28 protein-coding genes are annotated in these 23,493 nt (G+C 62.7%); 17 read left to right on the top strand and 11 right to left on the bottom strand.

The features are described from left to right. The first annotated feature begins 97 nt into the window (after positions 1–97). The 8 genes from K5R33_RS01530 (at position 98) to recO (ending at position 6,010) form a co-directional block, all read left to right on the top strand. The gene (locus K5R33_RS01530) at positions 98–724 is read left to right on the top strand and encodes a LysE family translocator (RefSeq protein ID WP_220747201.1); all 627 of its coding nucleotides are present in this window, start codon (positions 98–100) and stop codon (positions 722–724) included. Further along, positions 721–1,146, top strand: coding sequence for a holo-ACP synthase (gene acpS, locus K5R33_RS01525; protein WP_220747200.1), 426 nt, complete (start codon positions 721–723; stop codon positions 1,144–1,146). Before K5R33_RS01530 ends, acpS begins: the two co-directional genes overlap by 4 nt. A gap of 206 nt (positions 1,147–1,352) precedes the next feature. Continuing rightward, positions 1,353–2,138, top strand: a complete 786-nt coding sequence (gene lepB / locus K5R33_RS01520; RefSeq protein ID WP_220747199.1) for a signal peptidase I — start codon at positions 1,353–1,355, stop codon at positions 2,136–2,138. Further along, positions 2,135–3,019 carry a signal peptidase I gene (gene lepB, locus K5R33_RS01515; RefSeq protein WP_220747198.1) on the top strand — a complete coding sequence of 295 codons (885 nt, stop codon included), beginning with the start codon at positions 2,135–2,137 and terminating at the stop codon, positions 3,017–3,019. The genes lepB (K5R33_RS01520) and lepB (K5R33_RS01515) overlap by 4 nt, the downstream gene beginning before the upstream one ends. Further along, positions 3,016–3,699 (top strand): ribonuclease III, encoded by a 684-nt coding sequence (gene rnc, locus K5R33_RS01510; RefSeq protein WP_220747197.1) that lies wholly within the window; start codon positions 3,016–3,018, stop codon positions 3,697–3,699. Before lepB (K5R33_RS01515) ends, rnc begins: the two co-directional genes overlap by 4 nt. Then, on the top strand, positions 3,692–4,612 hold the full coding sequence (gene era, locus K5R33_RS01505) for a GTPase Era (protein ID WP_220747196.1): 921 nt from the start codon (positions 3,692–3,694) through the stop codon (positions 4,610–4,612). Before rnc ends, era begins: the two co-directional genes overlap by 8 nt. A gap of 349 nt (positions 4,613–4,961) precedes the next feature. Then, a complete protein-coding gene (locus tag K5R33_RS01500; protein ID WP_220747195.1) occupies positions 4,962–5,291 on the top strand; it encodes a DUF1491 family protein in 330 nt (109 codons plus the stop codon). Beyond that, complete coding sequence (gene recO / locus K5R33_RS01495) at positions 5,291–6,010, top strand: DNA repair protein RecO (protein ID WP_220747845.1); 720 nt, start codon at positions 5,291–5,293, stop codon at positions 6,008–6,010. The genes K5R33_RS01500 and recO overlap by 1 nt, the downstream gene beginning before the upstream one ends. A gap of 4 nt (positions 6,011–6,014) precedes the next feature. Here the strand turns inward: recO and K5R33_RS01490 are convergent, their stop codons facing one another. Together K5R33_RS01490 and K5R33_RS01485 are read right to left on the bottom strand one after the other, a co-directional pair. Further along, complete coding sequence (locus K5R33_RS01490; protein ID WP_220747194.1) at positions 6,015–6,383, bottom strand: META domain-containing protein; 369 nt, start codon at positions 6,381–6,383, stop codon at positions 6,015–6,017. 162 nt (positions 6,384–6,545) lie between these two features. Further along, a complete protein-coding gene (locus K5R33_RS01485; protein ID WP_220747193.1) occupies positions 6,546–8,243 on the bottom strand; it encodes an acyl-CoA dehydrogenase family protein in 1,698 nt (565 codons plus the stop codon). Positions 8,244–8,378: 135 nt separating this feature from the next. Here K5R33_RS01485 and K5R33_RS01480 point away from each other — a divergent pair, with 135 nt between their 5' ends. Further along, positions 8,379–9,137 (top strand): sulfite exporter TauE/SafE family protein, encoded by a 759-nt coding sequence (locus tag K5R33_RS01480; RefSeq protein WP_220747192.1) that lies wholly within the window; start codon positions 8,379–8,381, stop codon positions 9,135–9,137. 21 nt (positions 9,138–9,158) lie between these two features. On the opposite strand, the gene K5R33_RS01475 is transcribed toward K5R33_RS01480, so the two are convergent. Together K5R33_RS01475 and K5R33_RS01470 are read right to left on the bottom strand one after the other, a co-directional pair. After that, on the bottom strand, positions 9,159–9,680 hold the full coding sequence (locus tag K5R33_RS01475; protein WP_220747191.1) for a DUF3859 domain-containing protein: 522 nt from the start codon (positions 9,678–9,680) through the stop codon (positions 9,159–9,161). Further along, entirely contained in the window at positions 9,665–11,263 is a 1,599-nt protein-coding gene (locus K5R33_RS01470; protein ID WP_220747190.1) for a phosphoenolpyruvate carboxykinase, read from the bottom strand. The genes K5R33_RS01475 and K5R33_RS01470 overlap by 16 nt, the downstream gene beginning before the upstream one ends. A 326-nt stretch (positions 11,264–11,589) precedes the next feature. Here K5R33_RS01470 and K5R33_RS01465 point away from each other — a divergent pair, with 326 nt between their 5' ends. The 7 genes from K5R33_RS01465 to K5R33_RS01435 all read left to right on the top strand — a co-directional run bounded on the left by K5R33_RS01465 (position 11,590) and on the right by K5R33_RS01435 (position 17,186). Then, the gene (locus K5R33_RS01465; RefSeq protein ID WP_220747189.1) at positions 11,590–12,291 is read left to right on the top strand and encodes a response regulator transcription factor; all 702 of its coding nucleotides are present in this window, start codon (positions 11,590–11,592) and stop codon (positions 12,289–12,291) included. A gap of 9 nt (positions 12,292–12,300) precedes the next feature. Further along, entirely contained in the window at positions 12,301–14,037 is a 1,737-nt protein-coding gene (locus K5R33_RS01460) for a sensor histidine kinase (protein ID WP_220747188.1), read from the top strand. Further along, the gene (locus K5R33_RS01455) at positions 14,021–14,494 is read left to right on the top strand and encodes an HPr kinase/phosphorylase (RefSeq protein ID WP_255576093.1); all 474 of its coding nucleotides are present in this window, start codon (positions 14,021–14,023) and stop codon (positions 14,492–14,494) included. The genes K5R33_RS01460 and K5R33_RS01455 overlap by 17 nt, the downstream gene beginning before the upstream one ends. Positions 14,495–14,664: 170 nt before the next feature. After that, positions 14,665–15,600, top strand: a complete 936-nt coding sequence (gene rapZ, locus K5R33_RS01450) for an RNase adapter RapZ (RefSeq protein ID WP_220747186.1) — start codon at positions 14,665–14,667, stop codon at positions 15,598–15,600. Next, positions 15,597–15,989 (top strand): PTS sugar transporter subunit IIA, encoded by a 393-nt coding sequence (locus K5R33_RS01445; RefSeq protein ID WP_220747185.1) that lies wholly within the window; start codon positions 15,597–15,599, stop codon positions 15,987–15,989. Before rapZ ends, K5R33_RS01445 begins: the two co-directional genes overlap by 4 nt. Before the next feature lie 25 nt (positions 15,990–16,014). Further along, the gene (locus K5R33_RS01440; RefSeq protein ID WP_220747184.1) at positions 16,015–16,284 is read left to right on the top strand and encodes an HPr family phosphocarrier protein; all 270 of its coding nucleotides are present in this window, start codon (positions 16,015–16,017) and stop codon (positions 16,282–16,284) included. A gap of 44 nt (positions 16,285–16,328) precedes the next feature. Then, a complete protein-coding gene (locus K5R33_RS01435) occupies positions 16,329–17,186 on the top strand; it encodes a lysophospholipid acyltransferase family protein (RefSeq protein WP_255576130.1) in 858 nt (285 codons plus the stop codon). 21 nt (positions 17,187–17,207) lie between these two features. On the opposite strand, the gene K5R33_RS01430 is transcribed toward K5R33_RS01435, so the two are convergent. Next, complete coding sequence (locus tag K5R33_RS01430; RefSeq protein WP_220747183.1) at positions 17,208–18,086, bottom strand: 3-hydroxybutyryl-CoA dehydrogenase; 879 nt, start codon at positions 18,084–18,086, stop codon at positions 17,208–17,210. A 167-nt stretch (positions 18,087–18,253) separates the two neighbouring features. On the opposite strand from K5R33_RS01430, the gene K5R33_RS01425 reads away from it, so the two are divergent. Next, a complete protein-coding gene (locus tag K5R33_RS01425) occupies positions 18,254–19,072 on the top strand; it encodes a DUF6473 family protein (RefSeq protein ID WP_220747182.1) in 819 nt (272 codons plus the stop codon). Positions 19,073–19,313: 241 nt separating this feature from the next. On the opposite strand, the gene K5R33_RS01420 is transcribed toward K5R33_RS01425, so the two are convergent. From K5R33_RS01420 to K5R33_RS01395, 6 genes are all read right to left on the bottom strand, one after another. After that, a complete protein-coding gene (locus tag K5R33_RS01420) occupies positions 19,314–20,240 on the bottom strand; it encodes an electron transfer flavoprotein subunit alpha/FixB family protein (RefSeq protein ID WP_220747181.1) in 927 nt (308 codons plus the stop codon). Then, a complete protein-coding gene (locus K5R33_RS01415) occupies positions 20,240–20,998 on the bottom strand; it encodes an electron transfer flavoprotein subunit beta/FixA family protein (RefSeq protein WP_220747180.1) in 759 nt (252 codons plus the stop codon). The genes K5R33_RS01420 and K5R33_RS01415 overlap by 1 nt, the downstream gene beginning before the upstream one ends. Before the next feature lie 160 nt (positions 20,999–21,158). Further along, positions 21,159–21,731 (bottom strand): cob(I)yrinic acid a,c-diamide adenosyltransferase, encoded by a 573-nt coding sequence (locus K5R33_RS01410; RefSeq protein WP_220747179.1) that lies wholly within the window; start codon positions 21,729–21,731, stop codon positions 21,159–21,161. Between the two features lie 3 nt (positions 21,732–21,734). Further along, positions 21,735–21,941 (bottom strand): twin transmembrane helix small protein, encoded by a 207-nt coding sequence (locus K5R33_RS01405; protein ID WP_220747178.1) that lies wholly within the window; start codon positions 21,939–21,941, stop codon positions 21,735–21,737. 69 nt (positions 21,942–22,010) lie between these two features. After that, a complete protein-coding gene (locus K5R33_RS01400) occupies positions 22,011–22,835 on the bottom strand; it encodes an SDR family NAD(P)-dependent oxidoreductase (RefSeq protein WP_220747177.1) in 825 nt (274 codons plus the stop codon). A 69-nt stretch (positions 22,836–22,904) separates the two neighbouring features. Then, a complete protein-coding gene (locus K5R33_RS01395; RefSeq protein WP_220747176.1) occupies positions 22,905–23,441 on the bottom strand; it encodes an SH3 domain-containing protein in 537 nt (178 codons plus the stop codon). Positions 23,442–23,493 lie beyond the last annotated feature (52 nt).

The following is a 23,493-nucleotide window of genomic DNA, read 5'->3' as shown; positions in this document are numbered from 1 at the left end:
TTGAAAGAGTTTTCTGAGAAAACTCTTTTCCCCGCCGCACCTGACTTGCAAAGATTTCGGGTATTAAACTGCGGGTTGAGCAGATTGGAGACGACACATGGAAACCCTCTTGATCGGCTTGGCCACTTTCGCTGTGGTCTGCGCCTCGCCAGGTCCTGCAGTTGTCGCCGTGGTGACCACGGCAATGGCGCGCGGCTTTGGCGCCACGGTCGCCCTGACCCTTGGGATGGCCCTTGCCCTCGGTGGTTGGGGCATCTTGGCTGCTGCAGGCTTCGGCGCCGTCTTGGCGGCTGCGCCGTCTGCCCTGATCGCTCTGAAAATCCTCGGCGGTCTCTACCTCATCTACCTCGCCTGGGGCGCCGGTCGCTCCGCGTTGGATACAACGGAAGGGGCACCACCGCCCGTGGTCGCCTCGTTCCGTGCGGGCTTGCTGCTCAATCTCTCCAACCCGAAGTCGGTCTTTGCCTGGACAGCCACCATCGCCGTCGGCACGCCTGTGGATGCGCCCGAGCTTGCCTGGCTGCTGGTTCCCTTGGCCATGGGGGTCACTGTTGCCATCTACCTCGTCTACGGCTTCGCCTTTTCACGCGGCCCCATGCGGTTGGCCTACCGGCGGTTGCGCCGCTGGCTAGATGCCGGCGCCTCGGCTCTGTTCGGTCTGGCCGGTCTGGGTTTGATCCGCGATGGCCTGCTGACCCTGTGGCGGCGCAATCCGGCCCCATGATCCTCGGCGTCGGGACCGATTTGGCGAACATCGACCGCATCCAGGGCGTTCTGGACCGGTTCGGGGATCGGTTCCGCAATCGTGTCTTCACCGAAATCGAGCAAGCAAAGGCCGAGCGGCGCCAAGACGTGGCTGGCACCTACGCAAAGCGATGGGCCGCGAAAGAAGCGTGTTCGAAGGCGCTGGGCACCGGCCTGCGCATGGGCATTGCCTGGAAGGACATGGCCGTCACCAACCTGCATACGGGCCAGCCAGTGATGACGGTGACCGGATGGGCTGCAGAGCGTCTGGCCGCGATGACGCCAGAGGGCCATGAGGCGGTAATCCACGTATCCCTGACCGACGACCGACCCTGGGCCCAGGCCTTTGTCGTGATCGAGGCCCACCCGCGCGCGCCGCTTCCCCGCCGGGATCAGGCTTAACCATACCGTGTCGCGAAGGCTGCCAGTATTCATCATGGACAGCCCTGACCAAGCCACGACTTCCTAGCCAAACCGACCCAAGTCAGCCGTCGGCAGCCTTTGGTCTAGCTTGGCATTCGGTGGTCTGCGCGCGGGTTGCCCCATGGCCCCGGTTGACAGGGGCGAGGGCAGGGGGCAGGGGGAGAAAAACGCAAGGGACAGCAGGCATGGCAGCGCGCGCGGATAAGAAAGAAGGACCCTGGGAAACCGTTAAGACGGTCTTTTGGGCGTTGGTGATCGCGGGCGTCTTTCGAACCCTCTTTTTCCAGCCCTTCTGGATTCCGTCGGGGTCCATGAAGGACACGCTGCTGATCGGCGATTTCCTCTTTGTGAACAAGATGGCCTATGGCTATTCCCGTCACTCCTGCCCGTTTTCGATTTGCCCCTTCTCAGGCCGCTTGCTGGGGTCCGAGCCGGAACGCGGCGATGTGGTCGTCTTTCGCCACCCAGTCACGAACGACGATTTCATCAAGCGCCTCATAGGGTTGCCCGGTGATACGGTTCAGATGCGGGAAGGTCGTTTGTACCTCAACGGCGAAGCCCTGCCGGTTGAGCCCGTTGAGCCGTTCATCGAAACCTTCGAACCCCAAGGGCCGCAACGCATTCTGCCCCGCTGCGCCAATGCCCCGGTCGGTCAAGGCGGCGCTTGCGAAAAGCCCCGCAGCCTGGAGACACTGCCCAACGGCGTGACCCATTCGATTTTGGATGTGGGCGTGACCTCCAGCGATACGACGCCCGTGTTCACGGTCCCCGAAGGGCAGTATTTCTTCATGGGCGACAACCGCGATAACTCATCCGACAGCCGGACGCCGCGGTCCCGTGGCGGGGTTGGCTTCGTGCCCTACGAAAATTTGATCGGTCGGGCCGACCGAGTGATTTTCTCCTCTGCGGGCAGCCGGATGCTGTTCTTCTGGACCTGGCGCCTCGACCGCTTCTTTGAGGAGATCGTGTGACGCCGCACATCGGTCTTTCTGGCACGGGCAGCCGCGTCAGCTTGCTGGTCTGGACGCTCTGCTTTCAGGTGATCGCCTTGCTTTTGGCGACGAGCGGCTCCCTCGAGACGGCACCCCTGTGGGTCCGTCTGGCGCTCTATCTGATCTTCGGACTGTCGGCGGCCTGCTGGTTTACGGCGGTGGTTCGACGGCTCCATGACATGGGACGCAGCGGTTGGTTCGCCGCTCTGTTCGCCGTGCCGGTGATTGGGCTTGGGATGCTGATCTGGGCGCTCCTGGCCGCCCCTCGCCCGGTGGACCCCGACCGCTTTCGCCCCGCTGGCCGCTACGTGGTCGGCACGGGGCTGTTGATCGTCATGGTGCTCTTGGTTGCGACGCGGGCCCTCTGGTCGCCGCTCCGCATGACATCCGCCCATATGGAACCGACCCTGCCCGCAGAGGCGGTGTTTTTGGCGTTCGACTCCATTGGGGGGGAGGTCACATCCGGGGATCTGGTGACCTATCAGTTCGCCGACAACGGCAATGAATTGGCTCTCAACATCGCCCGCGCCGTTGCCTTCGGCGGGCAGACGGTGGCGTTCCGTGATGGCGTGCCAATCATCGACGGCGTGCCCGCCCGACACGAACGATGCCCCGATGATGCCTGCACGACCGAGGTCCTGCCCTCCGGCGCGCGCTACGGCATCCTGCAAAGCGGAGCGTCTGATCTCGACAACATTGCGCCTGTCCAGGTGCCTGATGGCACGCTCTATATCTTGGGCGATAACCGTGCGGTGGCCAGCGACAGCCGGCGCAGTCTGGCCGATGGCGGTCGCGGGTTCATTCCGGCCGAGGCTGTGCGGGGCCGCGTCATGCTCTTTGCCAAGGGGACGCAACCATGAAGATCTCGGCGGAACTACGCGGCTTTCAAGACCGCATCGGCCATGTCTTCACGCGGCCTGATCTGCTGATCCGCGCCATGACCCACAGTTCCATCGCGTCGGCGACCCGGGCGGACAACCAGCGGCTCGAATTCCTGGGCGACCGCGTTCTGGGCCTGGTGATCGCCGAGGCCCTCATGGGCGATGACCGAGCCGCCACCGAAGGTCAGCTTGCCCCCCGTTTCAACGCCCTCGTCCGCAAGGAGACCTGCGCCGATGTAGCGCGCGAAGTGGAGTTAGGCGCCGTGCTCAAATTGGGACGCTCCGAACAGATGACGGGCGGGCGCCGCAAGATCGCTCTGTTGGGGGATGGGATGGAGGCGGTTATCGCCGCTGTCTATTTGGACGGTGGTCTGTCGGCCGCGCGCGACATGATCCTGCGCCTCTGGGGGGACCGTCTATCCCGGGTTGAGGCCGATGCCAGGGACGCCAAGACCACTTTGCAAGAATGGGCCCAGGGGCGTGGCATGCCCCCGCCGCGATACGTCGTGTTGGACCGATCCGGGCCCGACCATGCCCCCGTGTTTCGCATCGCGGCCCGCCTCGATGATGGTCGCCAGGCCGAAGGCGAAGCAAAGGCCAAACGCACCGCCGAACAAGCCGCTGCCAAGGCGCTCCTTGAAAAGGTAAGCAATGACTGACGAGATGACGCGCGCGGGCTTTGTCGCCCTCATCGGCGAACCGAATGCGGGCAAATCCACCCTGTTGAACCGCATGGTGGGGGCCAAGGTCTCCATCGTGACCCATAAGGTACAGACCACCCGGGCGCGCATCCGCGGCATCGCCCAGCAGGACGCGTCCCAACTGGTGTTCGTGGACACGCCAGGGCTCTTCCGGCCCAAACGGCGCTTGGACCGCGCCATGGTCGCTGCCGCCTGGACAGGCGCCGCTGATGCCGATGTGGTGGTTCTGCTGATTGAGGCCCACAGGGGCCTGACAGACGGCGTTGAGACCATCCTGACCGCCCTGGACGACCGCAAGGATCAGGGCGCGACCGTCCTTTTGGCGATCAATAAGATCGACCGGGTGCAGCCCGAAACCCTGTTGGCGCTGACCCAAAAGATGAACGACCGCTATCCTTTTGGGGCGACCTTCTTGATCTCGGCGGAAAAGGGACACGGTGTCGATGATCTGCGCGCCGACTTGGCCGCCCGCGTCCCCGAAGGACCCTGGCTCTACCCGGACGACCAAATCGCCGATGCGCCCTTGCGGGCCATCGCAGCGGAGATCACGCGCGAAAAGCTCACCCTGCGCCTGCATCAAGAATTGCCCTATCAGTTGACTGTCGAGACCGAAGCTTGGGAAGACCGCCCCGACGGCTCGGCCCGGATCGACCAGGTGATCTATGTGGTCCGCGATGGGCACAAGGGCATCGTTTTGGGTCGGAAGGGTGAAACGACCAAAGCGGTGGGCCAAGCGGCCCGCGCCGAGTTGGAAGAGTTCCTCGGCCACCGCGTGCACCTCTTCCTTCAGGTCAAGGTGCGCCCCGGCTGGTTGGACGAAGCGGAGCGGTTCGACGCCATGGGCCTCGACTTCAAAGACGGCGAGGCATGAGGCGCAGCACACCCTCAAAGCGGTCCCACCGCAAGGCGGATGTGACAGCACCAAAGGGACGCGCCGCGCCAGCGTCTTCAGTCCCCTATCCCCGTCGATCACGCTCTGCCGTGTGTCCACGAACGGAGGCTGGAAACACCGGCCACATACGAAACCACACCCAATCTCACCGCTCTCCCTGGGGCCGTCACCCAGTGGACGCCCTCCGGCCAAGATCACGAGACAATGGCCCCACAGCCCGCCAACCTCTTCACTCTCCATTAACCATAACACCCGCCCGCCCCCCCTTCGATGTTCCAAAAATATGCGGGGGGAGCCGCAGGCGGGGGGCAACGCCCCCCTCTGCCCGATGACCCGCCTCACCGCATCATTCTGGGTCGCGGCCTACCGCAAGCGCCTGGATCTCTACGGCATCCCATGCATGGTCGTGCGCCACGGGGACGACACGTCCGGAGCGGTTCTGGTCAAACTCAACACGCTTGATGGCCAGGCGCGCGTCTATCAGCGCAGTTTTGACCTCACCACAGGGGATCGCGCCTGGATCGTGCTTGCCGAAGGTGCAGATCGCGACTGCGATGCGGCCTGCGCCAAACAGGCCAGCTTCGACCCGGACCTTTGGGTGTTGGAGGTCGAAGACCGCGCGGGCCGCCATCTCTTGGATGAAGACGGTCTCACATGATCGAGTGGCGCGACCGAGGTATCGTCCTGGCGGCACGGCCCCACGGCGAGACCGCTGCCATCCTAGAGGTTTTCACCCGCGACCATGGTCGTCACTTGGGCGTGGTCCACGGGGGACGCTCCCGCAAAAAGGCGCCACTGCTACAGCCCGGCAACGCCGTGTCGGTCACCTGGCGCGCCCGACTTGTGGACCACCTTGGCACCTATAGCCCCGAACCGATCCGCAGCCGCGCGGGCGACGTTCTATCGGACCCGCTCCGCCTGGCCGCGCTGACGTCGACATCGGCGCTGTGCTCCTTTGCGCTCCCAGAGCGGGAGGCGCTGCCAGACTTCCACGCACGGACCGAGGCACTGTGTGATGCCCTCGCGGACGGTCAAGGTTGGCTGCGCGACTACACCTTTTGGGAAGTGGCGCTGTTGGCGGAGACCGGCTTGCGCTTGGATCTCAGCGCCTGCGCTGCAACGGGTACGACGGAGGATCTGGCTTATATCTCGCCGCGCACGGGCCGCGCCGTCAGCCGTGCGGGGGCAGGGGTCTGGGCGGACCGTCTGCTACCACTGCCGCCGATGCTTTTGGGGGCAGAGGCGACGCTGTCCGAGGTTCTTTCTGCCCTCGACGTCACGGGGCACTTTCTCAAAGCCTTTTTGGCCCCCAGCCTGGGTGACCGGCCCGTGCCGCCCGCCCGTGGACGCTTGATCGAGGCGCTGCGCCGGGCGTAACCGATCACTTCGCGCGGAAGACCAAAAGCACCTCATCCACGGTCGAGAGGATCAGGGTCGGGCCTTGCACCTCGGCCAGGGTCGCGCGCTCTAAGGCGGCCAGGAACGCCGTCTCTGACGCCAGCTCCGGGCAGGCTGCGCGTGTCGTTTTGACCGGGCCAATGCTGATCCAAGGGTAGGGGAGGGACTGGGCCGCGGTGAACGTGTTGCACGGCCCGCGCCCTTGGACGACACCCTCCTCCGGAAAAGAAATCGTTGCATCTAACGCCACGTCGGCTTCGGCCATCTCGACCAAGGCGTAGGACACGGTCGGCTCCGCGTATCCGCTGATTGTCTCGTCGGGGCAGAACAGGGCCAGCAAGGTGCATAACATGGGTTTCTCCGGTGGGCGGACCGGGATCACCCCCATGTCACCGATGCATCATACCTCTGTTTGCGCCCTCGTCCGGCCCCAAATGCAAAAGGCCCGCCCAATGGGCGGACCTTGCGATAGCGATCGGCGTGCAGGCCGTAATACGGACCTTGCGCCTCAGACTTAGCCGAGGAGGCGACGTGCGATAACCTGCGCCTGAATTTCGGCGGCGCCCTCAAAGATGTTGAGGATCCGCGCATCGCAAAGGATCCGGCTGATCGGGTATTCCAGCGCGAAGCCGTTGCCGCCGTGGATCTGCAACCCGTTGTCGGCGCTGGCCCAGGCAACACGGGCCCCGAGCAGCTTGGCCATCCCGGCTTCCACGTCGCAGCGACGGTCGTTGTCCTTCTCATCCGCCGAGAAGTACGTGAGCTGACGGGCGACCATGATCTCCACGGCCATCATCGCCAACTTGTTGGCAACACGGGGGAATTCCACCAGAGCCTTGCCGAACTGTTTGCGCGTCTCGGCATAGGCCAGAGCCTCGTCCAGGGCGGCTTGGGCCACACCAATAGCGCGCGCGGCCGTCTGGATCCGGGCGCTTTCGAAGGTCTGCATGAGTTGCTTGAACCCCTGACCTTCTTCGCCGCCCAGCAGGTTTTCACCCTTCACTTCGAAGTCGTCGAAGTTGACGGTGTATTCCTTCATCCCTCGATAGCCGAGCACCTCGATCTCACCACCAGAGATGCCGGGATCCTGCCAGGGCTGCTCGTCCGTTCCGGGGGTCTTCTCGGCCAGGAACATGGACAGGCCGCGATAGTCGTTCGTGTCCGGAATGGTCCGGGCCAGCACGGTCATCACCTGCGTCCGGGCGGCGTGGGTGATCCAGGTCTTGTTGCCGTTCAGGATCCAGTCCCCGGCCTCGTTCTTGACGCCTTTCGTGCGCAGCGACCCGAGGTCGGAGCCGGTGTTCGGCTCGGTAAAGACTGCCGTCGGAAGGGTCTCGCCCGAGGCAAGGCGCGGCAACCACTTCTGCTTTTGCTCATCCGTGCCGCCGCAGAGGATCAACTCCGCCGCGATCTCAGACCGGGTGCCGAGCGACCCGACCCCGATGTAGCTCCGGGAGAGTTCCTCGGAGACGACGCACATGGCCGCTTTCGGCATACCCAAACCGCCGAATTCCTCGGGGATGGTGAGCCCGAAGACGCCCATTTCGGACATCTCTTCGATGACCTCCATGGGGATAAGCTCATCCTTCAGGTGCCATTCGTGGGCATGGGGGGCGACACGATCCGTGGACCAACGGCGGAACTGATCGCGGATCATCTCCAGCTCTTCGTCCAGACCGGTGGTGCCAAAGGTGGCGTTTGCGGTCTGGTCGCGCATCAATTCGACGAGGCGCTGGCGCGCAGCCTGGCTGTTGCCTTGGTTGCACAGCAGCATGACGGCGGGCGTCATCATGTCGCGCTGATCGTCTTGGCTCAGGCCGATGTCTTGCGGGCGAAGTATTTCGGTCTGGCTCATGGGGATGCCACCGTAGAGCTGCCAGAGGTACTCGCCGAACGCGATCTGATGGATCAGCGCTTCGGTTTCGCCGAAGGCACCATCGGCGGTCAGGCGCTCGGCCCATTTCTGCATCTGCGTGAGCGACTGGGAATAGGTGGCCAGCCAGGCAAAGCCATGGGTCGCGGTCTGTTCCGCCTCGACCAGGCCGTTGCTGATACGCCCGTCCTTGGTCACGCGCGCTTGAACGGCCGTTTTTGCTTTCTGCGTAAGGGCTTCGACGACCGTGACGGCCTCAGCAGTCAGCGTCAGTAGATCGGGCAGCAGGACACCGGCAGTGGTGTCGGCAACGGGCATTGTCTGGCCATCATGGGGCATCGGAGGCTCCTGTCTCGCGAGTCTGTCTTTGCAGTTGCAGCGTAACTTAATTCCCGAAAGGGGCGCGGACAAGAAAATAATATGTCCGCGTCACTTTGACTGGCCCCAGATCGCTCCGAGGCGTAGCAGGGGGCCATGGACGTTCTGTCACCCATCGACTGGGCCCTTGCGGTGAGTATCGCCTTCTTTGCCGGTGTGGTCAAAGGCTCGGTGGGTTTTGCGCTGCCGCTCATCATGATTTCCGGGCTGAGTAGTTTCCTGGACCCGCGGTTGGCCCTTGCGGGTATTCTGGTGTCCGTTCTGGTGACGAATGGCTGGCAAGTTACGCGCCAAGGCCCTGCGGCCGCCAAAGATGCGGCGCGTCTGCATTGGCGGTACTTGGTGGTGGTTGTGGTGGCCATCTTCGCGACCGCGCAGCTGGTGACGTTAATCCCCCGGCAGTGGTTCTACTTCATCCTCGGCATACCGGTCGTCGGCCTGTCGCTGATCCAACTCAGCGGAGTGCGCCTGACCATCCCGCCGCACCGGCGCGTGGCTGCGGAGTGGGGAATCGGCCTGATCTCTGGCGCTTTGGGTGGGCTTGCCGGGACATGGGGGCCGACAACGGTGCTTTACCTGTTGGCAATTGAGACGCCCAAGGCCCGTCAGATGGTGGTCCAGGGCGTAATCTATGGTGCAGGGTCCGTCGTTCTGGTTTTGGCGCATCTCCGCTCGGGTGTCTTGAACGCCGACACTGGGGTCTTTTCCGCTGCCCTTTTGCCTGCGGCTTTGGCGGGCATGGCGGTGGGATTCCGGCTCCAGGATCGGATGGATCAGGCGCTGTTCAAGAAGGTCACACTGATCGTGTTGGTCGTAGCCGGGATCAATCTGATCCGTAAAGGCGTGCTGGGATGACGGGGGCTAGGTGGGCTGTCATTAGGACATAAAGCGAAAGCAGGCCGCCTCGACAGGACCGCGTCCGCCGTCCTCCGTCACCGTGAACGGCACCTCGACGAGTGTCTCGCCGTCGATCTCCGCCGAGAAGGTCCAAGGCCCTGGCACCTTCTCGTAGTCTTCTTCGAAGGTGAAAAGGTTGAGGTTGGTCTCGCCCGGCCAGATGGTGTCTGCCCATTCCTGGCGGGTCACTTGCGCGGCCCCCATCGGAGGATGCGTGACAACGATAGTGACGTCTTGGGCCGAGGCGCCGTCTTTCAGCGCGATGCGGAACCCAAACCCCAGATTGTCCATTATTGGAACTGTGCGGCCCGGCAGGTCAAAGCCGAGGCCTTGATCAATCCGGCGAATAACGCCTGCTTCGGTACCGGGAGCCTCGATCAATTCGCCCGAGGAGATGCGAGGGCAAAGGATACCCGTCTCTAGCAGGCGGACCTGAGCCGAGGAGGCCTCGCCCCAGAGGGCAAGGCCGAGTGTCAGGATAGAAGTTAGCCGATAGCGCAAGCCCGCACGTCCTCGTCGATGTGTTCGACGTATTGTGCGAAGTTGTCGGAGAACATGTCCACCAGCTTTTGCGCTTGGGCGTCGTATGCGGCCTTATCCGCCCAGGTGCTGCGCGGATCCAGCAGGCCGTCGTCCACACCTTCGCAAGCGACGGGCACGTCGAAGCCGAAGTTGGGATCCTTGCGGAACTCGCCCGCCGACAGGGAGCCGTTCAGGGCAGCGGTCAGCAGGGCGCGCGTGGCCTTGATCGGCATCCGGGAGCCGGTGCCATAGGCGCCGCCGGTCCAACCAGTGTTCACCAGCCAGCAGTCGGAACCATGCTGAGCAATCTTGGCTTGCAGTAGCTTGCCATAAACCTCGGGGCGGCGGGGCATGAAGGGGGCGCCAAAGCAGGTGGAGAAGGTGGGCTCCGGCTCGGTCACGCCACGCTCGGTGCCAGCGACCTTGGAGGTGAAGCCCGACAGGAAGTGGTACATAGCCTGGGCAGGCGTCAGACGCGCGATGGGGGGCAGCACGCCGAAGGCATCGCAGGTCAGCATCACGACGTTCTTCGGGTGGCCGCCCAGGGCGCTTTCCGACGCGTTGGAGATATACTCCAGCGGGTAGGCACAGCGCATGTTGGCGGTGATGCTGTCGTCGTCGAAGTCCAACTCCAGTGTGTCGGGATCGAAGACCATGTTTTCGATCACAGTGCCGAACTTGGTCGTGGTGTCGTAGATCTCCGGCTCCGCCTCACGGCTGAGGTTGATCGTTTTGGCGTAGCAGCCCCCTTCGAAGTTGAAGGTGCCGCGATCGGACCAGCCATGTTCGTCGTCGCCGATCAGAACGCGGTTGGGATCAGCCGAAAGGGTGGTCTTGCCAGTGCCGGACAGGCCGAAGAACACGGCGGCGTCGGTGGGGTTGCCGTCGGCGTGGTTGGCCGAGCAGTGCATCGGCATGACGCCCTTTTCCGGCAGCATGTAGTTCAGCAGGGTGAACACGGATTTCTTGTTCTCGCCTGCGTATTCGGTGCCCGCGATCAGGATTTCCTTGGCGTCCATGTTCATGGCAATGACCACGTCTGACCGGCAGCCGTGTTTGTCGGGGTCGGCTTTGAACGAGGGGCAGTTGATGACGGTGTACTCAGGCACGAAGCTGGCCAGTTCCGACGCGTCAGGACGGCGCAGCATGTGACGAATGAAGAGCGAGTGCCAGGCCAACTCGGTCACGACGCGCACGTCCAGGCGGTAGACGGGATCTGCACCCCCGAAGAGGTCCTGCACGAAGTAATCGCGACCTTTCATGTGCTCCAACATGTCGGCCTTGAGCACGTCATAGGCGCCTGGCTCCATCGGAGCGTTGTTGTCCCACCAGATGGTACCCTCGGTGCTGGCCGAACGGACAACGTGCTTATCCTTGGGCGAGCGGCCCGTGAACTTGCCGGTGGTAACAAGGAACGCGCCGCCTTTGCCCAGCGTGCCTTCTTCGCGGGTCAAGGCTTCCTGGATGATCGCCGGTTCGAGCAGGTTGTAATAGACACGACCCAGACCCGTGATGCCTTGGGCTTCGAGCGTCTGCTCGGGATTCACGCGCAGGTTGGTCATAATCGGGCTCCTGTCAGGACATGTCCGTCTGTAAATGGCGTCACGCCGCTGACCGCGCCGTGATTGCAGGAGCCTACCACCACGGTCGTGTTTGGTTTAGGGTACGTTAGCGCAACCATCTCGTTTTGTTTGCGTTATCATCTGGGCGCGGATTCCGGGCGCCTCATCTTTTTCGGACCACTGCCTTTACGCCGCCTTAATGGCAACGGGGCCACAGTTCTGCGTGCGAATCACCTGATTCGCGTTTTCAGTTGATTCTGTCGGGAATTTTCGGACAGTCGGAGGAAAACAAACGGCAGTACACAGGCAACCACGAGGACATGCACATGTCGCGTATCGCGCTCGTCGACGACGACAGGAATATCCTGACGTCCGTTTCCATGACACTCGAAGCGGAGGGCTTCGATGTGAAAACCTATAATGATGGACAGTCCGCTCTCGATGCGTTCAGCCGAGAGCTGCCGGACCTTTGCGTGTCCGACATTAAGATGCCGCGTATGGACGGCATGGATCTGTTGCAGCGTCTGCGCCAGAAGTCGTCGGTCCCGGTGATCTTCCTGACGTCTAAGGATGATGAGATCGACGAGGTACTTGGCCTTCGCATGGGCGCGGACGACTACGTCCGTAAACCCTTCAGCCAGCGACTTTTGGTCGAGCGCATCCGCGCAATCTTGCGCCGGCAGGAGGCCATTGCCTCTGATGAAACCGAGGCGCCGGAAGAGACTCAGGTCATGCAACGGGGCGAGTTGAGCATGGACCCCCTGCGCCACGCGGTGAAGTGGAAGGGACGTGACGTGACCTTGACCGTCACCGAGTTCCTTCTGCTCCAAGCCCTCGCGCAGCGCCCCGGTTTCGTGAAGTCCCGCGACCAGCTGATGGACGTGGCCTATGACGACCAAGTCTATGTGGATGACCGGACTATCGACAGCCACATCAAGCGCCTTCGCAAGAAAATGCGCTCCGCTGACCCGGAATTTTCGGCGATTGAGACTCTCTACGGTATTGGCTACCGCTATAACGAGGAATAGGCTGAGGCCATGGCTTCGGCAACCGAGATGGATGTGATGCCAGAGCCGCAGAAACGCGGCCGCGGCCAACCCCAGGAGGACGGAGAAGTCGTCCTGGGCGAGGATTGGGATCGTCCCGAAGGCACCGAAGCGGAACTTGCCAGCGCCAGGGAACGGCGCGGTCTGTTTTCACTGGACCGCTCGCCGCTGGCGCGGAAGATCATTCTGTTCAACCTCCTCGCGATCCTTTTGTTGGTCGCCGGGGTGCTGTTCCTCAACCCGTCTCGCGACAGCTTGGTGGTGCAGCGCGAACAAGGTCTGGTGACCGAAGCCCTGCTGATCTCCGACGTCCTTGAGGCGTCCCTCCCTACGGCGGCGCCCGTCAGTTTCGCGGCAGGGGACGGGATCGACGTCCCTGCCTTGCTGGCCGCGACGGACCTCCCCGCGGGTGTTGAGGTGCATGTCTTTGACACCAACGGAACGTTGATCGCCCAGGCCACCGGGTCCAATGAGACGGTGCCCGTCAGGGGGCTCAACGATCCCACGCAGCAGACGACGATCATCACCAGCGTGCTCAACTCCATCTGGGAGACGACGTCCGCGCTCTTCACGCCCGACACAGGTCCGGCTCCGAAACCGCTGCGCGTGGCGGAGGACTTGGTGCGCACCTCTGCTCCGGGTGAGACGCAAATCCGAGGTTACTTGGGCGAGGCTGGACAGCTCTACACCGTCGTCACGCCTGTTTCCGCCGGGGGCGGTCAGGTCGGCACGATTGCGGTAACGACCCGTGCCGGAGAGATTGATGCGCTCGTCCGGGCCGAGCGCGAGCAATTGTTGCAGATGTTCGTCATCGCGCTTCTGGTCTCCATAGGTCTCAGTTTGGTTCTTGCTTCGACAATCGCCAACCCGCTGTCCGATTTGTCCGCCGCGGCGGAACTCGGTCGCGACAAACATGCCCGTAAGATGTCGCCCCAGCGGGTCCGCATTCCCGACCTGACCGCGCGCCCAGACGAGATTGGGCGCCTGTCCGGTGCGCTGCGCGGGATGGTGGCTGCGCTCTACGACCGGATCGACTCAAACGAACAGTTCGCGGCCGATGTCGCCCATGAAATCAAGAACCCGCTGGCGTCGCTTCGCTCGGCGGTGGGGACGTTGCGCGTTGCCAAAACAGACGATCAGCGCGGTCGCCTGCTGGAAGTGATCGAACACGATGTGCGGCGCTTGGACCGTTTGGTGTCCGACATTTCGAACGCTTCGCGGCTCGACAGTGAGTTGGTGAAGGAAGAAGAGGAGCCGTTTGACCTTGTCAAGATGATCTCCAACCTGACCCAGTATCACGGCCAAGAGGCGGAGCTTGACGATATTGATTTCATCACGGACCTGCCGAAGGAACCCATCGTCATCATGGGGCTGGAGGCACGCTTGGCCCAGGTGTTCGTCAACCTGGTGACCAACGCGCTGTCCTTCTGCGAAGAAGGCGACGCCGTGCGCGTTTGGCTTCGGCGTAGGGATAATCGGGTGCTGGTCGTCGTCGAGGATACGGGTCCCGGCATCCCCGAGGCTGCCCTCACCAAGGTCTTCAACCGGTTCTATTCGGAACGCCCCGTGAAGCAGTTTGGCAATCACTCTGGCCTAGGTCTCGCGATCTCAAAACAGATCGTAGAGGCCCATGGCGGCGTTATCTGGGCCGAGAACATCCGTCCCACAGACGCGGACTTGACGTCCGAGCCTTTGGGCGCCCGCTTCGTGGTTGGTCTCCCTGTCTGACGGCTGGCCTCAGGGGATAAGCCCTGTCACCCTGACCACCGGAGGCCTGTCTGTCCATGGGACGGCTGTGAGCTTGGCGGGAAAGGGGGTTCTGATCGTGGGGCCCTCGGGCGCCGGTAAGAGCAGCCTGGCCGCCCAATTGATCGTCCACGGTGCGGGCTTGATCTGTGATGACCGGCTCCTGTTGCAGCGCGAAGAGGGGCATGTGCGCATGGCTGCACCGCCGACCGCCATCGCCAAGTTGGAATTGAGGGGTATGGGGCTTGTCCCCGTGTCCTTGTGTGGACCAACGCCCCTGTCCTGTATTCTGTCCCTAGAGGCATCGCTCGGACGGCTGCCGCCCGAGGAGACAGTGACCGTTTTCGACCAAGCAATCCCGCTGCTGCGGCATCCTTACAGCCCCGACTTGGCTGCGAAGCTATTCCTATGGGTTAGAGCGGGCCTGCCGCAGACCTGACGACGAAGAGGACTATCAGCCGGTCCCCATGGCGGCGCAACTTGCCCCGATACTCTGGCGGCACTGCCACAGCTCGTGACCCGTGACCTCGCGGCGATGTGACACCGGTTACAAATCTCGGGCGCGCCACCTAGATCTACCCATACCGCGATTTCCATAGGGTTGGGACGATGACCGACGTGCACGATCCCCTTGATGTCTTGCTTGTTACGGGCCCTTCGGGGGCCGGGCGCACGACGGCAATCCGTGTTCTGGAAGACGCTGGCTATGAAGTCATTGATAATCTGCCGCTCTCGATGCTCACGCGTCTTCTGGCGACGGCCCAGCATGATCCGCGCCCCTTGGCGCTTGGGTTGGACGTGAGAAACCGTGATTTCAGCGTGGCGGCCCTCATGTCACGGTTACAGGCCTTGCGCGCGGATCCGTCCGTTAACGCGCGGATGCTCTATCTGGATTGCGCGGCGGACACGCTGATTGCGCGCTTTTCGGAAACCCGCCGCCGCCACCCTCTGGCCCCGCATGAGGATACGGAGATCGGGGTTCAGCGTGAGTTAGAGTTGGTTTCCGACCTGGCGGATCAGGCCGATGTGATTATCGACACCACCACGTTGACGGTTCATGACCTGAAGGCCGAAGTCCTGCGCTGGTTTGATACCGACGCAGCCCTCGCGATCTCGGTGCAGTCCTTTAGCTACAAACGCGGCCTGCCCCGTGGGCTGGACCTGGTGTTTGACCTTCGGTTCTTGGCAAATCCCCATTGGGTTCCCGAACTGCGTGCCCGCACCGGGAAAGACCCCGATGTCCGGGACCATGTCCTTGCCGACCCGCGGTTTGATGGCTTTTTCCGAAGGCTTACGGATCTCGTCCAGTTTACCCTGCCAGCCTATCAGGAGGAGGGCAGGACCCATCTGACGATCGGTTTAGGGTGTACCGGGGGCAAACACCGGTCGGTTGCCGTTACGGAATTGCTTGGGGACACCCTTGCGGAGGCCGGATGGCAGGTGTCTAAACGTCATAGGGAATTGGATCGACTCCTGGCGCAACACGGGGGCGAGGTAACGTCTAAGGTCACCAGGCCGGTGGCCGATGGGGGAAACGCCGCGTGATCGGCATAGTCATCGTGGCCCATGGAGGGCTGGCAGACGAATACCGTAGGGCGGTCGAACATGTCATCGGCCCTCAAGATGGTGTGAAGTCCATCGCAGTGGGCGCCTCCTGCGACCGCTCCGCCAAGGAAAGCGAAATCTGTCGCGCCGCCGATGCCGTGGATACCGGTGATGGTGTTGTGATCGTCACCGATATCTTTGGCGGCTCCCCATCCAACCTATCGATGACCGCCTGCGCCCCGAGCGATCGGGTCATTTTTTATGGGGCCAACTTGCCAGCGTTGATCAAACTCGCGCGCAGCCGTGCCAAACCCATGCCCGAGGCCGTAGCCTTGGCGAAAGCCGCCGGAACGCGGTACATGGATGTGGCCCAAGGGCCATCGGCCTGACCACCAGGTCCGAGAGGGGGACGGCATGGCGCAGCGTGCGTTGCAGATCATCAACGAAAAGGGGCTTCACGCCCGTGCCTCGGCAAAGTTCGTCGAATGTGTCGAAGGCTTTGATGCTTCGGCAGTCGTCCGGCGCGAAGGTCAACATGCCGAGGGGGACTCGATCATGGGCCTGTTGATGCTGGTTGCGGCCTGCGGAACCAGCATCGAGGTTGAGACGCGCGGCAACGACGCGGATGCTTTGATGGACGCCTTGGCCGCGCTTGTGGCCGATAAGTTTGGAGAACCGATGTGAGTGACGTCAGCTTCCTCCGTCAGGGTCCCGCCCCGACAGATCCAGTGGAGGTCCAGGCGGATCCTGCTGGGCCTCCGCCCGATTACGTCCCCTATGATCGTACCAAGCTGAGCTATGCTGGAACCTTCACGGATCCGTGGCGGGCACGGGTGATTAAGGTGATGGAGTGGCTGACCGGTAAGGCTCGGCTGCTCTACCTGATCCGCAAGTTCGAGCGTGAGGGCGTAGAAGAAGGGCAGGCGTTCTTTACCCACGCCCTCCGGGTGATGGGAATCCGGATCGATACGCCAGACGAGCAGATCGCCCGCATTCCCGCGACAGGGCCCGTGATCGTTGTCGCAAACCACCCCCATGGTTTGGTCGATGGCATGGTTCTGGCCGACCTGATCGGGCGGGTGCGGACCGACTATAAGATCTTGACCCGCAGCTTGCTGACCGGTGTTCCAGAAATCGGTCAGTTCATGATCCCCGTGCCGTTTCCCCATGAGGCGGACGCACGGCAGCGAAACCTGGAGATGCGTCGAGAGACCATGGCACATCTGTCCGACGGTGGGGTGATTGTGCTGTTCCCGTCCGGCTCCGTGGCCTCCAGCGAGACGGCCTTTGGGCCGGCTGTGGAAAAGGAATGGAACCCGTTCACCGCCAAGATGATCCGCCTATCGGGTGCGACGGTGGTGCCGATCTATTTCACCGGTCGGAACTCGCGGGCCTATCAGATCGCGAACCTCATTTCGGCGACCTTGCGCCAAGGGTTGCTGCTGCATGAGGTCGTCCACGCGCTCAATCGCCCGCAAGCGCCCCAGGTGCGACCCGCAATCCCTCCGTCCGAGTGGAAACCGTTCGCTGGCAATCCGAAAGAGTTTATGGGCTGGCTGCGCGAACGCACCTTGTCGGGACGCTAAGAGACCTGGCTTCGCCCCTCGTTACCGCGTCGGGATCGGATCGCCGTCCCCCCGGTAATCGTAAAAGCCGCGCTGCGTCTTCCGCCCCAGCCAGCCAGCCTCCACGTATTTCACCAGAAGCGGGCAGGGACGATACTTGGTGTCCGCCAGGCCGTCATGCAGGACGTTCATGATGGCCAAACAGGTGTCGAGCCCGATGAAATCCGCAAGCTCCAACGGTCCCATGGGGTGGTTCGCGCCTAGCTTCATGGACGTGTCGATGCTGGTGATCGTGCCCACCCCCTCATAGAGCGTGTAGACCGCTTCGTTAATCATCGGCATCAGAATGCGGTTGACGATAAAGGCGGGGAAATCCTCGGCGGTGGCCGCCTGTTTGCCGAGGCGCGTGACGACCGCCTCACAGGCGGCGAAGGTCTCCGCATCTGTGGCAATCCCGCGGATCAGCTCAACCAGTTGCATGACAGGTACGGGGTTCATGAAGTGAAACCCCATGAACTTCTGAGGTCTGTCTGTCCGGCTTCCCAGTCGTGTGATCGAAATTGACGAGGTATTCGACGTCAGGATTGTCTGGGGCGCCAGGTGGGGGACCAGATCCTCGAAAATGGCCTGCTTGACCGACTCCCGCTCCGTGGCGGCTTCAATGATCAGGTCGCTGGAGGCGGTGTCGATCAGGGTCGCGGTCATGCGTATCTTGGCCAAAGCCGCGTCGCGGGCGTCGGCCGTGATTTTCTCCCGGCTGACCTGGCGGTCCAGATTGCGGGTGATGGTCTGGCGTGCGGCGTCCAAGGCGTCTTGGCGGACATCCGTCAGGGTCACGTCGTAACCCGCTAGGGCGCAGACATGGGCGATGCCATTCCCCATCTGCCCCGCGCCGACGATGCCAATGCTGCCGATCTCCATGCGCCGTCTCCTATCCGGTTGGCCGGACCTTAGCAGCGGGGCGGTGGGCCGCAAGCGGTGGCGATGGATGTGACGGTTTCGCTTCAAATGTGCGCATCAACGAAGCGCTAACGTGTCTCGGGCCACAACAGGCGGTGCCAGTGTCGAATCGCCTGCGGGACCAAGTCATGAGCTTTGACCGATACACCGACCTCCTGGACTATGATCCGTGCACCTATGGCGTGTCTCGGACGATGTTTCGGGGACCTGCCCAGCCGTTGGAGGCCGGCTTTACCGCCGTGCTCGGCGGGTCAGAGGCGTTCGGGAAGTATATCGAGGATCCCTTTAGCGACCGTCTTGGCAACCTGACGCACCGCAGGGTCATAAACTTTGGTGTCCAGAACGGCAGTCTGGACGTCTTTGCCCAGGACGCTGCCCTCATGCCTGTCTTGTCCCAGGCCGATACCGTTGTCGTACAAGCCATGGGTGCTGCGAACATCTCGAACCGGTTCTACAGTGTGCATCCCAGGCGCAATGACCGGTTTCTGCGCCACTCCATTCTCATGGAGACACTGTTTCAAGATATTGATTTCAGTGAGTTCGCTTTCACGCGTCATATGCTGTGCGCCCTGCGGGACAGCTCACCGGAAAAGTTTGCGATCGTGACCCAAGAGTTGGCGCAAGCCTGGATCGCTCGGATGCGTCTTCTGCTGACGCGGGTCCCCGGGCGCAAAGTCCTGCTGTGGATCGAACGCCCCCCTCAGGGTCCTTTGGGACCAGAGCCCCTGTTCGTCACGGTCGAGATGCTCCAGACGTTGGAGCCGCTCATTGACAACCTTGTGCATTGCGAGATCGAAGAAGAAACCGAGGATCATCATCTGGCAGAGTTGATCTTCCCCGAAACGGAACGGGCAAGTGCGCTCGCGAGCCTGTCGGGGAGGGCTCACGAACAGGTTGCCAGGGCCCTCGCGCGCACAATCGGGCGCCGCGACGGTCTTGCGGCGTAGGTTTCTCGGCGGTCAGTGGACATGGCCGGATGGGAGGGGTATCGGCTCTCGGACCATATTGAGCCAGGGGCCATACAGCCCTTTGGGTGGTCGTTGCGCGGTCGCATCCAGACTGTCGCTGCGCCGGGGCATGGCCGGAACACACAGGGCTTCCCAAATACGCATGCTTTCGTAAAACGGTAGGCCTTGAACGAAAAACGCGGCCCAGAAGGCCGCGTCAGACGGTGTCGATGTCCGGGGATCAGATCTTCTCGATCAGTTCCGGGACGGCTGTGAAGAGATCCGCGACCAAGCCGTAGTCTGCAACTTGGAAAATCGGGGCTTCTTCGTCCTTATTGATTGCGACGATCACCTTGGAGTCTTTCATACCAGCCAGGTGCTGGATCGCGCCCGAGATACCGACGGCCACATAGAGATCCGGCGCCACGACTTTTCCGGTCTGACCAACCTGCCAGTCGTTCGGCGCGTAGCCTGAGTCGACAGCGGCACGCGACGCGCCCACGGCGGCGCCAAGCTTGTCAGCCAGTTTCTCGATCAGGGCGAAGTCATCTTCGGACCCAACGCCGCGCCCGCCCGACACGACAACACCGGCCGAGGTCAGTTCCGGGCGATCGCTTTCGGCGACTTTGTCTTCGACCCACTCCGACAGACCGGGGTTGGCCGCCGGTGCGATTTCTTCGACCGAGGCTGATCCACCGGTGCCCGTCGCGTCAAATGTCGAGGTGCGGATCGTCATCACCTTCGTGCCATCCGACGACTTCACCGTCTGGATCGCGTTCCCAGCGTAGATCGGACGCTCAAACGTGTCGGCATCGACCACGGCGGTGACCTCAGAGATCACCATGACATCCAACAGCGCGGCGACGCGGGGCAGGATGTTCTTGGACGCCGCGGTGGAGGGTGCGCAGATATGGGTGTAGTCCCCAGCGAGCGACACGATCAGATCCGCGACCGGCTCGGCCAAATCATGACCATAGGCTGCGTCGGAGGCGCAGAGTACCTTCGCCACGCCGTCCAACGTCGCAGCCTCGGCAGCGGCGCCCTGGCATCCCTCGCCAGCGGAGAGGATGGTCACATCGCCCAACTGCTTGGCAGCGGTCAGAGCCTTGGAGGTGGCATCCAGGTTCAGCGCACCGCCGGAGACTTCGGCAATCAGAAGAACGGCCATCAGACGGCTCCCGCTTCTTTGAGTTTCGACACAAGGTCTTCGACCGATCCGACCATTTCCCCGGCCTTGCGGGCCTCGGGCTCGGCGGTCTTGACGATTTCCAGGCGCGGGGCGACGTCAACGCCAAAATCGGCGGGCGTTTTCTCGTCCAGCGGCTTTTTCTTCGCCTTCATGATGTTTGGCAAAGAGGCATAGCGCGGCTCGTTCAGGCGCAGATCAACGGTCACGATGGCAGGCAGCTTGACCTTGATCGTCTGCAAGCCACCGTCGACTTCGCGCGTCACGGTTGCGCTGTCGCCTTCGACGGTCAACTCAGACGCGAAGGTCGCTTGGGCCCAGCCTGTCAGCGCGGCCAGCATTTGCCCGGTCGCGTTCATATCGTTGTCGATCGCTTGCTTCCCGGCCAGGACGATGCCCGGCTCTTCGGCGTCGATCACGCCCTTCAGGATTTTCGCGACGGCGAGCGGTTCGATGTCGGTGTGCACGTCGTCGGCAGCGGTCACCAGAATGGCGCGGTCAGCCCCCATGGCGAGCGCCGTGCGCAGGGTTTCCTGGCTTTGCTTGACGCCAATGGAGACGGCGACGACCTCGGTGGCAACGCCCTTTTCTTTGAGGCGGATGGCCTCTTCGACCGCGATCTCATCGAACGGATTCATGGACATCTTTACGTTGGCCAGGTCCACGCCGGTTCCGTCGGCCTTGACCCGGACCTTCACGTTATAGTCGATCACCCGTTTGACGGGCACCAGAACCTTCATTGCGTGTTCCTCCGAAACAAATCTTTGAGAGGCGTGTTAGCCCATGGTTTCGGGGGGCAACAGACGGAAAACGACCCTACGGGGCCTTGTGACGCACCGTTTGTTGCGCGGCGTTTCCGATGTGATCCATCGCGCCGTGTCCCCCTGACATGCCGGCGGGTTACCGGTTGGCGCCGGGCACCCACAGAACGTCGCTACGCCCATCGTCGTTCGCGATGCGCGAGGCGACAAAGAACCAGTCCGACAAGCGGTTGAGATATTTCACCGCTGCCTCGTTCACGTCTTCTTCGCCAGCCAGATCGACGCAAAGCCGTTCCGCCCGCCGGGTCACCGTGCGGCACAGGTGGAGATGCGCCGACAAAGCGGACCCCCCCGGCAGGACGAAGGATCGCAAGGGCTCCAACGCGTCGTTCATGGCGTCGATCTCCGCCTCCAGGCGCTCGACTTGGCCGCTGACCATGCGCAGGGGCGGGTATTCCGCCTCTCCATCTTTGTCCATGTTCGGACGGCAAAGGTCGGCCCCCAGATCGAAGAGATCGTTTTGGATGGCCGCAAGGCGTGCGTCCATGTCACCTGCGGCGTGGAGCCTGGCCAAGCCGATTGTCGCGTTGGCTTCGTCCACCGTTCCATAGGCTTCGACGCGGGGGCTGGTTTTTGGCACGCGCGATCCGTCGCCGAGGGCTGTGGTGCCCGCATCGCCTGTGCGCGTATAGATTTTCGACAGCACAACCATCCGTCAGGCCCCCCGTCCGCGTAACCAAACGAAACCCAGCAGCAAGACCACGGCGATGAACTGGGCGACGAGACGCCAGCGCATCATTCGGTTGCCGTGTTTGGCGTTGAACTCGCCGCCTTTTGCAAACCCGCCGATGCCCACCAACAGGATGACCACGACGGCGAGGCAGGCAGCCACCACCACGTAGAAGAGGGGATCGTCGGCCATAGGTGTTCCTTTCTGAAGTCTTAACGAGGACCTAGACGGGAGGCCCAGGATTTCGAGGCTGCATTTGCGTCAGCTGTTACGCAGCAGCCGGTCGAGGGCACGCGTCGGCAGAGCCCGTTTCAACAGCCCCCCTAGGTGGGTTGGAACCGTGACATAGTAACGCGGATGTGGACGGGGCGACTCGATGGCATGGATCAGTTTGGCCGTCACGGCCGATGGGGGCAGCTCAAATCGCGCGCGGTCGGTCGACCCAAGCCTGGTGATCGCCTTCTCATAGTCTGACGCCCGTGCCGTGGCCTGCCAGTCTATGGTCGCTTCGAACTCTCGCCGGGCGTTTTTGCGAAACGCGCTGGTGATCGGGCCCGGCTCGATCAGGCTGACGTGGATGCCGCTTCCGGCCATCTCCATCCGCAAGGTGTCGGTCAGACCCTCTACCGCGAACTTCGTTGCGTTGTAGGCCCCGCGCCAAGGCGCCGCCGCGAAGCCCAGGACGCTGCTGTTCTGTACGATCCGCCCGTGGCCTTGGGCGCGCATCACCGGAATGACGGCCCGTGTGAGCGTATGCCAACCGAAAAAATTCGCCTCAAAGATCCGTCGCAGGTCGGGCGTGGGTAGGTCTTCCACGAGGCCCGGGATAGCGTAGGCACCGTTATTGAAAATCGCGTCCAGCGTGCCGCCTGTGGCCTCCAAGGCCTCGGCCAACGCGGCCTGGATCGTATCCTCGTCCTCATAATCGAGCAGAGGGGCCAGGAACCCCTCCGCCCGAAGTCGCTGGCAATCTTCCTCTTTGCGGCAGGAGGCGAACACGGTCCAACCGCGCGCACGCAGAGTTTTCGCAGCGTCCAGGCCGATGCCCGACGAACATCCGGTGATCAGTATACTGCGCTTCGCCATCGCTCGCCCGCCCTTTGTCTCGCAACGGGCTAGCGGGGTCTCAATGGAAAGGCAAACCGACGGCGCTGGTTAGGCGGGGTCGAGGAAGCGGGCAGCCATGAAGCCTGTCAGCCCCGTCTCTACCTCGCGGATCTCCAACCATCCGTTAACTTCCTCGCCAATCGGTTCCGCCAATGTCCCTTGCACAAGGCTAGAGACAACGCGGTTGGACGTGGACGGGCCGGAGCGCATGTTCACTCGGCTGCCTGTGACACGCAGAAGGTCGCGGTCTGCTTCCCGGGACGCCGTTGGCGAGGCGGGTTGAACAAGGCTGACGACGACCGGCTCCCCGATAAGGCGCGGCGTCACGGCGCTTGGCAGGGGTGCGGAGGCTGCAATCGCTGCCGGGTCAGGAACCGGAGAGACCGTGGCCGCAGCGCGCGTCACCGCCGGCGCCGACGGGGTGAGGCCCAAGATCGTTGGGCGGTCAAAATCGGCCCCGTCGGTTGCCGCTACGATGACTGGTTCCTCTTGCAGACCCCTTTCGTCGGCATGCGTTTCAGGTTCGCCCCAAATAACAAAACCGGCATAAAGCGCGGCCCCGAGCGTAAAGGTCAGTCGTAGCATAGCGGCAGTCCCCCAGCGGACGAAAAATGATCTGGTCCACAAACCAGACTGG

The sequence above is a fragment of the Jannaschia pagri genome (assembly GCF_019655435.1).
GTDB classification, from domain to species: Bacteria; Pseudomonadota; Alphaproteobacteria; order Rhodobacterales; family Rhodobacteraceae; genus Jannaschia; species Jannaschia pagri.
The sequence above is the reverse complement of the archived record's forward strand: the minus strand, read 5'-3'. Positions and strand labels throughout refer to the sequence as shown.